At 71.9% G+C, this 11,128-nt stretch carries 12 protein-coding genes; 1 reads left to right on the forward strand and 11 read right to left on the reverse strand.

The annotated features are described in order from the left end of the window. From ACFE64_RS01995 to ACFE64_RS02010, 4 genes are read right to left on the reverse strand one after another with little or no spacing between them, the layout of a single operon-like run. On the reverse strand, window positions 1–1,146 hold the full coding sequence (locus ACFE64_RS01995) for a murein hydrolase activator EnvC family protein (RefSeq protein WP_375390771.1): 1,146 nt from the start codon (window positions 1,144–1,146) through the stop codon (window positions 1–3). Between the two features lie 2 nt (window positions 1,147–1,148). Next, a complete protein-coding gene (locus ACFE64_RS02000) occupies window positions 1,149–1,571 on the reverse strand; it encodes a 23S rRNA (pseudouridine(1915)-N(3))-methyltransferase RlmH (RefSeq protein WP_375390787.1) in 423 nt (140 codons plus the stop codon). After that, window positions 1,571–1,969, reverse strand: coding sequence for a ribosome silencing factor (rsfS, locus tag ACFE64_RS02005; RefSeq protein WP_375390772.1), 399 nt, complete (start codon window positions 1,967–1,969; stop codon window positions 1,571–1,573). Before rsfS ends, ACFE64_RS02000 begins: the two co-directional genes overlap by 1 nt. Window positions 1,970–1,978: 9 nt before the next feature. After that, entirely contained in the window at window positions 1,979–2,590 is a 612-nt protein-coding gene (locus ACFE64_RS02010; protein WP_375390773.1) for a nicotinate-nucleotide adenylyltransferase, read from the reverse strand. Between the two features lie 163 nt (window positions 2,591–2,753). Here ACFE64_RS02010 and ACFE64_RS02015 point away from each other — a divergent pair, with 163 nt between their 5' ends. Continuing rightward, entirely contained in the window at window positions 2,754–3,818 is a 1,065-nt protein-coding gene (locus ACFE64_RS02015; protein WP_375390774.1) for a DUF3667 domain-containing protein, read from the forward strand. On the opposite strand, the gene ACFE64_RS02020 is transcribed toward ACFE64_RS02015, so the two are convergent. From ACFE64_RS02020 to ptsP, 7 genes are all read right to left on the reverse strand, one after another. Next, window positions 3,815–4,180, reverse strand: coding sequence for a hypothetical protein (locus ACFE64_RS02020; protein ID WP_375390775.1), 366 nt, complete (start codon window positions 4,178–4,180; stop codon window positions 3,815–3,817). The two genes, ACFE64_RS02015 and ACFE64_RS02020, sit on opposite strands and share 4 nt — an antisense overlap. Before the next feature lie 14 nt (window positions 4,181–4,194). Beyond that, window positions 4,195–4,566, reverse strand: a complete 372-nt coding sequence (locus ACFE64_RS02025) for a hypothetical protein (RefSeq protein ID WP_375390776.1) — start codon at window positions 4,564–4,566, stop codon at window positions 4,195–4,197. Further along, the gene (gene ftsH, locus ACFE64_RS02030; protein ID WP_375390777.1) at window positions 4,563–6,518 is read right to left on the reverse strand and encodes an ATP-dependent zinc metalloprotease FtsH; all 1,956 of its coding nucleotides are present in this window, start codon (window positions 6,516–6,518) and stop codon (window positions 4,563–4,565) included. The genes ACFE64_RS02025 and ftsH overlap by 4 nt, the downstream gene beginning before the upstream one ends. Before the next feature lie 79 nt (window positions 6,519–6,597). Continuing rightward, a complete protein-coding gene (gene tilS, locus ACFE64_RS02035) occupies window positions 6,598–7,590 on the reverse strand; it encodes a tRNA lysidine(34) synthetase TilS (protein ID WP_375390778.1) in 993 nt (330 codons plus the stop codon). 33 nt (window positions 7,591–7,623) lie between these two features. Continuing rightward, the gene (locus tag ACFE64_RS02040) at window positions 7,624–8,553 is read right to left on the reverse strand and encodes a hypothetical protein (protein ID WP_375390779.1); all 930 of its coding nucleotides are present in this window, start codon (window positions 8,551–8,553) and stop codon (window positions 7,624–7,626) included. A gap of 65 nt (window positions 8,554–8,618) precedes the next feature. Continuing rightward, complete coding sequence (locus tag ACFE64_RS02045) at window positions 8,619–9,572, reverse strand: helix-turn-helix domain-containing protein (RefSeq protein WP_375390780.1); 954 nt, start codon at window positions 9,570–9,572, stop codon at window positions 8,619–8,621. A gap of 96 nt (window positions 9,573–9,668) precedes the next feature. Next, on the reverse strand, window positions 9,669–11,128 hold a 1,460-nt coding region (ptsP, locus tag ACFE64_RS02050; RefSeq protein ID WP_375390781.1), incomplete at its 5' end, for a phosphoenolpyruvate--protein phosphotransferase.

The raw sequence follows: 11,128 nt of genomic DNA on the forward strand, positions 1-11,128 counted from the left end.
TCAGCCGATCAGCGCCGCGATGTCGACCGGGCGGCCGCGCCGGCGCAGTTCGACGGTGACCTGTGGGGCGTCGCCTCGTGCCGCCTGTCCGAGCAGCGCGTCCGCCGCGACCGATGCGCCCCGTCGGACCGCGCTGCGGCCGAGCCCGGTCAGCAGCGTCGACCAGCCGTCGCCATGGTCGATCAGCACGATCACGCCATAGCCCCGGAAGCGCGCGGCATAGCGCACCACGCCTGCCGCCGGCGCGACCACCGGCGTGCCGGGCGCGACCGCGAAGCTGAGCCCCCGCGCCCGCACGCCCGCCGCAGATACCTCGCCCAGCCCGGTCACGAGCCGGCCGGCAACGGGCAGGCGATAGGCGGTAGGCGGCACGACGGGCGGAGCGCCGCCGGGCGCGAGCGGCCGCGGCAAGGGGCCCGGCAACGCGGCGAGGTCGGCGGATCGGGCCTGGGCCTCGCCCTGTTCGGACAACCGGTCGACCAGATCGCGCGCGTGCTCGCCGAACGCCAGCGCGCGGTCGGATTCAGCGACGGCGCTGCGGCCGAACGCCTCGGCTTGTCCACGGTGCCGGGCCTCCAGCGCGGCGAGCGCCACCCGCTGCCGCTCCAGCTCGCCGCGTCCGTCCTGCAACGCCTGGGCGGCAAGCGAGGCGCTGGCCTGCAACCGCCGCGTCGCCGCCAGCTCCGCCCGGACACCGGCAGTACGCGCGCGCATTTCCGGCAAGGCGGCGCCCAGCACCGCGCGGACATGGACCAGGTCGTCGACCGAGCCGGGTTGCGCGATCGTGGCGATCGCCGGCTGCCGCGCCAGGCTGGTCAGCGCGCCGAGCAGCCGCGCCACCGGCGCCTCGGCGGCGGCGAGCCGCGCGCGTTCGGTGGCCTGTTGCGTAGCGATCAGCGCCACCCGCGCCTCGCCGGCCCGCACGCCCGCCGCTGCGGCGGCAACGCGCGTGGTGAGCGCCCGCTCCTCGTCGCGCGCGCGCGCGGCGGCGTCGCTCTCGCGCGTGGCGGCCGCGGTCCATGCGTCGGCCCGGCCACTCGCCGCGGCGGCATCACGCTTGGCGTCGAGGAGGCGGGCGCGGTCGTCGGCGGGCGGCGCCGCGCCGAGCAGCGCCAGCGCGAGGGCGGCGAAGGGCAGGCGGCGCACGCTCACCCCTCGCGGTGATACGGGTGGCCGGCGAGGATGCTGGTCGCGCGGAACAGCTGCTCGGCGAGCATGGCGCGGGCGAGCAAATGCGGCCAGGTCAACCGGCCGAAGGAGAGCAGCAGGTCCGCGCCCGCCCGCTCGGCCGGGCCGAACCCGTCCGCCGCGCCCAGCTCGAACCGCGCCTCACGCACGCCGTCGTCGCGCCAGCGCCCCAGCCGCTCGGCGAACGCGAGGCTGGTCAGCGCCTCCCCCGTTTCGTCGAGCAGCACGCGCCGGGCCTGCTCCGGCAACGACGGGACCCGGCCGCCCTGGTCCGGCAGCTCCGTCATCCGGGTCGGCCAGGCGATACGGCCGAGATAGCGCGTCACCAGCGCCGCTTCCGGCGACCGTCCGAGCTTCCCCCGCGCGACGATGTGAAGGAGGATTACGCCTGCCCCGCCGGCGACGCCGCCGCCACCGGTGCGTCGCCAAACGCCCACATCCGCTCCAGATTGTAGAAGGAGCGCACCTCCGGGCGGAACAGGTGGACGATCACGTCGCCGGCGTCGATCAGCACCCAATCGGCTGCGGGCAGCCCCTGGACCCGCGGGCTGCGGCCGCACTCCGCCTTGATCCGCTCGGCGAGCTTGGTCGCCATCGACGCGACCTGGCGCGTCGAACGGCCGGACGCGATCACCATATGATCGGCGATCGACGACTTGCCGGCGAGCGGGATGGAGACGGTCTCCACCGCCTGATCGTCGTCCAGGCTCTGGAGCACCAGGCGATGCAGCGCATCCGCTTCGGCGGGATCGGCGGGACGAAGCGCGGGTCGGGCGGGCAAATCGGCTCCTTAGTTTTGGTCGGGCGGGAAGCGGCCTGCCCAATCGGGGTCGGCCGCGCGCAGGCTCGTCGCGGAGGTCGGGTCGAGGCGAAAGCGCAAGCGCACCAGGGCCGGCAATCTCCACGTCGTCCAACGCCTGGCCTGCTCCGGTCGGCGATCATAACGCCGGAACCACGCCATCGCCGGACCTGCGATGCTGGCCCGGTTATAGGACGGCCGGGCGATCACCGCAATCGGCACGGCACGCGCGATGCCCCGCCAGTCGCGCCAGCGGTGGAACTGGGCGAGATTGTCCGCGCCCATCAGCCAGATGAACCGCGTGTGCGGGTAGCGGCGCTGCAGCGCGCGAAGCGTATCGATGGTGTAGCGGGTGCCGAGCCGCGCCTCGATCGCGGTCGGCCGGATCGGCGCATGCCGTGCCATCGCGCGCGCCGACGCGAGCCGGGCCGCCAGCGGCGCCATGCCGGCCGCGGGCTTCAGCGGGTTGCCGGGCGACACCAGCCACCAGGCCTCGTCCAGCGCCAGCGCGCGGATCGCCGCCAGCGTGATCCGCCGATGCCCGCCATGCGCCGGATTGAACGAACCGCCGAGCAGGCCGACACGGCGGGTCAAGTGCGCCATCGGGCTTCATCGTGCGAGGGGCGAGGAGATGAAAACCGCACCGGAGATGTCGGTCGGCTCACCCGCCGCCCTGGGAAACGCACCCTCATTGCGCCAGCGTAGCCTCTTGCGATCCTACAGGACAGGCTTGCTCCGCTGCCCCCTGCTCGCCTAGCCTGTCGGCATGACCGGAGCAGTCGAGGCGGTGGGAGACGCGGCGAGCGGGGCGGCCTGGGCACGCGCGGTCGAGCCCGCGGCGGGCGGAGCGAGCCTTGGCGCGACGAGCGACGTCTGCCTCAACTGCGGAACGCGCCTGATCGGGCGTTACTGCCACGCCTGCGGCCAGAGCGCGCACGTGCATCGCACGGTGGCTTCGGTCGGGCATGATCTGGCGCACGGGCTGTTCCACTTCGAGGGCAAGATCTGGCGCACGCTGCCGATGCTGGCGTTGCGGCCGGGCGCGCTGACGCGGCGGTACATCGCTGGGGAGCGGGCGCGGTTCGTGTCGCCTCTGGCGTTGTTCCTGTTCGGCGTGCTGCTGATGTTCGCCGCCATCGAGGTGCTCGGGCCGCCGCTCCGACCGCATGCGCAGGTCTCGCATAACGGTCGCGTCCTGACGTCGGCGGACCTGCAGGTCGAGATCGCCGATGCCCGAACGAAGGTGGCGCGCCTGCAACAGGAACGGCGGTCCGCGACCGGCGCGACGGCCATCGCACTCGACCGCCAGCTCGAATCGGCTGGCGCCGATCTTCACGGGCTGCTCTCGGCCGAGCGGGTGGTGCAGGGCGTCGAGCATCCGACCACGATCGCGGGGCCGGTGCATACCGGTTGGGACAGCCTGGACGCGAGGATCGCCTCCGCGCGTGCCGATCCCGCGCTGGCGCTCCTCCAGATCGAGGCGAACGCGCACAAGTTCGCCTGGGCGCTGATCCCCATTTCGCTGCCCTTCCTGTGGGCGATGTTCTTCTGGCGGCGCGAGTACCGGATCTACGACCACCTGGTGTTCATCACCTATTCGCTGGCTGCCGTCATGCTGCTGCTGGTGGGGATGGCGGCGCTGGGTGCGACCGGTGCGTCGACCGATTGGGCGCTGTTCCTCGTCCCCGTCCACTTCTTCCTGCAACTGCGCGGCGCCTATCGGCTCGGCTGGTGGGGCGCGGCGTGGCGGACGGCGGGGCTGATGTTCGGCGCGACCTGGTCGCTCCTGCTGTTCGGCGCGATCGTGCTCTGGCTGGGGACCGCCGGCTAGCGGCAGGGAAAGCGCTGGGCGATCACGCGGGCATAGCCATCCTTGAGCGGCAGCTTCTGCGCCGCGGGCGGCAGCGCCGCAAGGCCGTCGATCATGTCGGTGATGCCGATCGACTGACCCTCCGGCACGCAGGCGATCGGCGGCTTGCCCGCGGCGCGGCGCGCGTCGCGGTCAGCCTTGAGCTGTGCCGTCGCAGTCTGCGCTTCGGTGCGCAGCAGCGGGAAATCCGGCGAGGTGAACGCGGCCAGCGGGTTGGCGCGGAGCGCGCTCGCCTTGGCCACGAACGTGCCGACCGTCATCGTCGCGCCGACCGGAGCCGCCAGCGCGATCACCGCCGTGATCGCCACGCGCCAACGCTTCATCACCGACCTCGCCCTTAACGACAGGGATAGGTCGCTACGATCACGCGCCTGAACCCGTCCTGAAGGCTGACGCGGCGCTCCGCGGGCGGGATACGCTGCAGGCCCGCGATCATCTGGTTCGCGGACATGCGCGTATCGTCGGATGCGCAATAGAGCGGCGGTTGGCCTGCGGCGGCGCGGACCTTCTTCTCGGCGGCGAGATTGGCGACGGCGACGGCGGACTCCCGCTTCAGCAAGCCGATATCGCCGGAGAAGAGCGCGAACGGACCCTTCGCCTTCAGCCCGGCGATCTTGGCGAGGAACTCCTCGACGGTCATCGCCGCACCCGCCGGGCCGGCGAGCCCGAGCAGGACGACGGCGGCCGCCGCCCCGATCGCAAGCCTCACGCGCCGAGCGGCGAGGGCGCGCCGAACGGACCGGACGGCCGGCGCGTCTTGGGGATGGAGGTGCCGGCCTTGACGACCTGCGGCGCCTTGGTCCCTTCGTCGGGACGACCGATATCCTCGCCCGCGACGATGCGCTTGATCTCGTCGCCGGTGATCGTCTCATATTCCAGCAGCGCACCCGCGACAGCGTGGAGCTGATCTAGATGGCCGGTGATGACGTCGCGGGCACGGGCCAGCCCGTTCTCGACCAGCTTCTTGATCTCGCCGTCGATCAGCAGCGCGGTCTCGTTGGACATGCTGGCGCGCTGGGTCTGGGTATAGCCCAGGAAGCCCTCGCCCTGCTTTTCCTCATATTCCAGCGGACCGATCGCGTCGGACATGCCCCATTGCGTCACCATCGCGCGGGCGAGCTTGGTCGCCTGCTTGATGTCGCCTGACGCACCCGACGAGACCTTGTTATAGCCGAAGATCACCTCCTCGGCGACGCGCCCGCCCATCACCGTCGCCAGATCGGCGATCATCTTGTCGCGATGATAGGAGTAGTTGTCGCGCTCGGGCATCGACACGACCATGCCGAGCGCGCCGCCACGCGGGATGATCGTCGCCTTGTGGATCGGATCGGACGCGGGCTCGTGCGCGCGGACCAGCGCATGGCCCGCCTCGTGATAGGCGGTCATCCGCTTCTCGTCGTCGGTCATCACCAGCGACTTCCACTCGGTGCCCATGATGACGCGGTCCTTGGCGAGCTCGAACTGCGCCATCGAGACCAGCCGCTTGCCCAGGCGCGCGGCCATCAGCGCCGCCTCGTTGACCAGGTTGGCGAGGTCCGCGCCGGCCATCCCCGGGCAGCCGCGCGCGATCGTGCGCGCGTCGACGTCGGGTGCCAGCGGCACCTTCTTCATGTGGACTTCGAGGATCTTCACGCGGCCCTCGATGTCGGGCAGCGGCACGGTCACGCGCCGGTCGAAGCGGCCGGGACGGAGCAGCGCGGGATCGAGCACGTCGGGACGGTTGGTCGCCGCGATGATAATGATGCCCTCATTGGCATCGAAGCCGTCCATCTCGACCAGCAGCTGGTTCAGCGTCTGCTCGCGCTCGTCATTGCCGTTGCCGAGGCCGGCGCCGCGATGGCGACCGACGGCGTCGATCTCGTCGATGAAGACGATGCAGGGCGCGGACTTCTTGGCCTGCTCGAACATGTCGCGGACGCGGCTCGCGCCGACGCCGACGAACATCTCGACGAAGTCGGAGCCCGATATGGTGAAGAACGGCACCCCCGCCTCGCCGGCGATGGCGCGCGCCAGCAGCGTCTTGCCGGTGCCGGGGCTGCCGACCAGCAGTGCGCCCTTGGGGATCTTGCCGCCGAGCCTTGCGAACTTGGTCGGGTCCTTCAGGAACTCGACAATCTCCTGCAGCTCCTCGCGCGCCTCGTCGATGCCGGCGACGTCGTCGAAGGTGACCTTGCCTTCCTTCTGCGTCAGCATCTTGGCGCGGCTCTTGCCGAAGCCCATCGCGCCCGAGCCGGTGTTGCGCTGCATCTGCCTGAGCACGAAAAAGGCGACGCCGAGGAAGAGCAGGAACGGCAGCGAGTTGATCAGCATATACTGCCAGATCGACGGGCCGTCCTCCGGCTTGGCGGTGATCGTCACCCCCTTGTCGCGCAGCTTCTGCACCAGCGTGGGATCGCTGATCGGATAGGCGCGGAACTTCTCGCCGGATTTGAGCGTGCCCGAGATCATGTCGCGCGAGATGTTGACGTCCCCGACCGCGCTCTCGTCGACCTTGTCGAGGAAGGTCGAATAGGCAATCGTGCCGCCCGAGGGCTGCGACGGCCGCCCGTCGATCACGGTCACGAACAAGGCGAGCCCGAGCAGGATCGCCACCCAGACGAGCAGGCTCTTCATCCAGGGATTGCCGCCCGAGTTCTCGGGCCGCTTGTCGTTGTCGTTCATCGGCGGGTCTGCCCTTTCGCCGACCAAGATAAGCAGCGGCAGGTTAATGGCAATGGAACGAGCGACGCAGATGCGTTGATCAGGGATAGCGGCGCGGCGGGGCGGGCAAGAAACGCCACACCGCACCGCAGGGCGTGACCAGGACGTCGGCCTGGGTAGCCGCCCTACCCTGCGCCAGCGCATCGAGCAGCGGCTCGATATTGGTCGCGCGCTCAAGCGCCGCGCCGCCGCTCGCCGCGCGCACCGAGCGGATGGCCTCACGGGCGAGGCGGCGGCAGACCTCGCGCGGCAAGTCGGCCATGTCCAGCCAGCGTTCTTGCTCTGGATCGGACACCTCGGTCGGCGTCACCGTGCGGGATCGCCAAAGCCAGGCGTGAACGGCCTCGAGCGCCGCGTCCGCCTCGCCGGCGTGGCGGGCGGCGTCAGCAAGGCCATTGACGTCGAGCCACGGCGTTGCCGAGAGCAGCCGACGGACCCGCGCGCGCTCGAAACGCTGGTCGTCGTTGGACGGATCGGCGATCACCGGCAGGCCCGCGGCCGCTGCCACGTCGGCAAGCTCCGTGCGCCGCCATCCGAGCAACGGGCGGACAATGATCGGACCGTCCGCGGTGTCACGTCGCGCCCGGATACCGGCGAGCCCTGCAGGCCCCGCACCCCGAACGGCGCGCATCAGGAACGTCTCGGCCTGATCGTCGGCATGGTGCGCGGTGGCGAGGGCCGGCGCGCCGATCGACACCGCCCAGCGACCGAGCAGCGCGTAGCGGACGACGCGGGCCGCGGCGTGCATGTTCCCGCCCGTGATCGGCGTATCGGGGCGGAGCGTCACGTGCGGCACGGCAAGTGTCGCGCAGGCGGTGGCGACCTGTTCCGCCTCGGCCGCACTTTCGCCACGCAGGCCGTGATCGACGGTAGCGGCGACGATGCGGCCCGGCAGCGCGGCGTGCGTGAGCGCGAGCATCGCCATGCTGTCCGGGCCGCCCGAAACCGCGAGGGCCAGCGACTCACCCGGGCGCAACCCCTCTGGAAGGACGCGGGCGAGGTCGGTCAGAAAGCGGGCGGCAAGCGTGCCCAACGTTACCCACCCCTGGTGTGGGGCGATGTACGACTACCTACACTTCGCCGTCGCACGGCCCGCCGCCACATCGGCCTTCATCTTCGCACCGAGCTTCGCGCCATAGACGTCGCCCAGCTCGTCATACACCTTGCACGCCTCGGGCAGCTTGCCCAGTTTCGTGAGCGACTGGCCGAGATAGAAGAGGCTTTCCGGCGCCCGCTCGCCATCCGGCATCTTCTTGTAGTTCTCGTAGAACGCCATCGACGCCAGGCTCGGCTTGCCGTCGTCGAGATAGGTGCGGCCGAGGAGGTTCTGTGCGTAGCTGTAACGGCGCGCCTTGGGATAGTCGGCCGCCGCCTTCTTCAGCGCCGTTTCGGCTTCGGGATAGCGCTTCGCCTGCCACAGGCGATAACCGTACAGATAGGCGTCCTCCGCGGGATCGCCGGACTCCGGCCGGGCGATCGGCGCCGGGTTGCCGACCTCGTCGGATGCGGCAGGAGGCGTGCTCGGCCTGCCGGTGACGGCCCGCGCTCCCGGCCTCGGGCGGAACGGCGCGGGAGTGGACAGATCGGCGTCGCCGACCGCGGCGGCAGGGGGAGCGCCCGCCCCCTCCAGCGCCTTCAGCCGGGCGTCGGTGGCGCGACGATATTCATCCAGCGCGTCCTGTGCCTGGCGGGCCTGGTAGCCGGCCTGCTCGACCTGCCCCGTCAGGCTCGCCATCTGCCCCTCCAGCGACGCCACGCGCGCGGTGAGGTCCACGACCGCGCTCGCCGCGGGCGTCCCGGTGGCGACGACCGGCGGGGCGGCCGCCTCCACCTCTGGCTGGAGATCCTGGCCGGCGCCGCCGGCGAACACCTTGCGCTGCACCGCGCGCATCTCGCCCTCCAGCTTGCCGACGCGGCCGGGCAAGTCGTTCTGCGCCGCGGCCGGCGCGACGACGGCAATCGCCAGCAGGGGAGCGAGGAGATGACGGGCACGCATGGCAACATCCCGGAAAAGCGGCACTAGGGCGCGACTATAGCCGCGCGACGCCGCCCGGCTAGAGGCTATGGCGTCGCCGTGGGCGCCGGCAGCTGGCGCGCGGATTGAAGGTTCGCACGCTGGGTCTCGCTCAGCACGCGCCGCGGGGGCGTCGGCCCGGACGGCACCTGCCCGGCCGACGCCGCGGGCGTGCCCAGCGTCTCGGCCGGCGTCGCCGCCTGGGACGCGACGGCGCCCGCCTGCCGCGCTGCCACCGCCGCCGCGCCGATCCGCAGGTCCTTCAGCGGCTGGGAGCTCGCCGGCAGCGCGGGCAGCGCCGAGCCGTTCAGCGCCACGCGCAGCTTGTCCGGACGGCCGATATCGACCAGCGGATCGACGGCGGTCGCGGGCACGTCGAAATGGTCGCCCGGCGCCATGGTGCCGAGATACAGCGTCTTTGCCCCGTCATGGACGCGCAGCCAGACGCGATCGGTGGTGGTCAGCGTCACCTGCCCGCCGGTCGCCGGGATCGCGGTCGGCGCGGCCGCCGGACGCGGCCGCACGACGCGCGCACCCTCCGCGGCGTCCGCGCCCGTCGCGACCGAGGCCGGCGCCGCGCCGCGCCGGAACAGCCCGGAGCCATACCACAACCCGACCAGCACGATCAGCGCCAGCGCCAGCCCCGCCGTCACGATCGCCAGTCCGCGCGATGGCACCCGTGCCGGATCGGGTGGCTCGTACGGCTGGAAATCGGGCGTGCGCGGGCCCAGCCGGGCGAGCTCGCCGCGCAGCTGCCGGGTGATCGCGACCTCGTCGACGCCAACCGCGCGCGCATAGGCCTTCACGAAACCGGTAGCATAGGTGTTCGACGGCAGCCCGGAATAGTCGCCGATCTCGATCGCCTGCAGGTGGCGCAGCGGGATCCGGGTGCGGCTGGCGATCTCGGCAAGCGCCACGCCCTGGCGCTCGCGCGCGGACCGCAACGTCTCGCCGACCGCTGCGGGCGCCGCCGCCGGAGCGGCGGGCGAGGGCTGGTCCATGATATGCTTCTCCGCTCGGGGGTGCGGTTATGAACCGCTGATGTTCCAGAGCCGCTGGGCCAAGTCAATCGAGGCCCAACCGCCGCCAGCGGGCGCTCAGGCCAGTTCGACGCCCGCCGCCTCAGCCCAGCCGGTCAGCGCGGCGCGCAGGTCGCGCGGCGGCCGGGCCAGCCAGTCCGTCATCGCGTCCTGCAGCCGCGCCCGGTCGAGGCTCCGCACCATCGCCTTGATCGGCCCCACCGCGGCCGGCGTGATCGACAGCCGGTCGATGCCGAGGCCGATCAGTGCCATCGCCTCCAGCGGCCGCCCACCCATCTCGCCGCAGACCGCCAGCGGCACCGCCGCCGCCGCCGCCGCCGCCGTGACCCGATGCAGAAAACGCAGGATGGACGGCGAGAGCCAGTCGTAGCGCTCGGCGAGCTTGGGATTGGCGCGGTCGGCCGCGAACAGGAACTGGGTCAGGTCGTTGGTGCCGACGGACAGGAAGTCCACGTCCGGCAGGAGCAGGTCGAGCTGCTCGGCCAGCGCCGGCACCTCCAGCATCGCGCCGTAGCGGATGTGCGCGGGGAGCGGGCGCTTGCGTGCCGTGACCCAGGCGCGCTGCGCCTCGAACAGCGCCTTCGCCTCGTCGAACTCCCACGCCTCCGACACCATCGGGAACATGACGTTGAGCGTGCGGCCCGCCGCCGCCTCGATCAGCGCGCGCGCCTGCGCCTTCATCAAGCCGTCGCGCTCCAGGCTGAGCCGCAGCGCGCGCCAGCCCATCGCCGGGTTCTCCTCCGCGGCCGAATGCTCCTTGAGATAGGGCAGCGCCTTGTCGCCGCCGATATCGACGGTGCGGAAGACGACCGGCCGTTCGCCGGCACCGTCGAGCACCTCGCGATAGAGCCGCTGCTGGCGCTCGCGCTGCGGCAGCGTGGCGGAGACCAGGAACTGGAACTCGGTACGGAACAGGCCGATGCCGTCCGCGCCGGTCAGGTCCAGCGCCGCCACATCATCGCGCAGGCCGGCGTTGACCATCACGGTCACGCGCGTGCCGTCCCTGGTGACGGGCTCGACGTCCTTCAGCGCGGCGTAGGCGGCACGGCGGCGCTGGCGCAGCGCCGCCTTCGCCGCGAACGCCTCCTCCAGCGCCACCGTGGGGCGCACGAGGCAGGCGCCCTCCGTCACGTCGAGCAGCAGCAGGTCGCCCTCGTTCACCTGCCGGCGCAGATCGCGGGCGCGGCCGAGCACGGGCACGCCCATCGCGCGCGCGACGATGATGACATGCGCGGTGAGGCTGCCCTCCTCCAGCACCACGCCCTTCAGCCGCCGGCGGTCATATTCCAGCAGCTCCGCCGGGCCGAGATTGCGCGCGAGCAGGACCGTGTCCTGGCGCAGGCCGAGCTGCGCCGCCGTCCCCATCTGGCCGGAGACGGTGCGGAGCAGCCGGTTGGAGAGGTCCTCCAGGTCGTGCATCCGGTCGGCGAGCAGCGGGTCGTCGATCTGGCGCATCCGCTGGCGGGTGCGCTGCTGGACGCGCTCGATCGCCGCCTCGGCGGTCAGGCCGCTGTCGA

The sequence above is a fragment of the uncultured Sphingomonas sp. genome (genome assembly GCF_964250165.1).
Lineage (GTDB): Bacteria > Pseudomonadota > Alphaproteobacteria > Sphingomonadales > Sphingomonadaceae > Sphingomonas.

Bases quoted from the DNA above. Each gene is read 5' to 3' on its own strand.
- ACFE64_RS02010 (WP_375390773.1), bottom strand. From the start codon at position 2,590: ATGGCGCACTTGACCCGCCGTGTCGGCCTGCTCGGCGGTTCGTTCAAT.
- ACFE64_RS02015 (WP_375390774.1), top strand. From the start codon at position 2,754: ATGACCGGAGCAGTCGAGGCGGTGGGAGACGCGGCGAGCGGGGCGGCC.
- ACFE64_RS02020 (WP_375390775.1), bottom strand. From the start codon at position 4,180: ATGAAGCGTTGGCGCGTGGCGATCACGGCGGTGATCGCGCTGGCGGCT.
- ftsH (WP_375390777.1), bottom strand. From the start codon at position 6,518: ATGAACGACAACGACAAGCGGCCCGAGAACTCGGGCGGCAATCCCTGG.
- ACFE64_RS02040 (WP_375390779.1), bottom strand. From the start codon at position 8,553: ATGCGTGCCCGTCATCTCCTCGCTCCCCTGCTGGCGATTGCCGTCGTC.
- ACFE64_RS02045 (WP_375390780.1), bottom strand. From the start codon at position 9,572: ATGGACCAGCCCTCGCCCGCCGCTCCGGCGGCGGCGCCCGCAGCGGTC.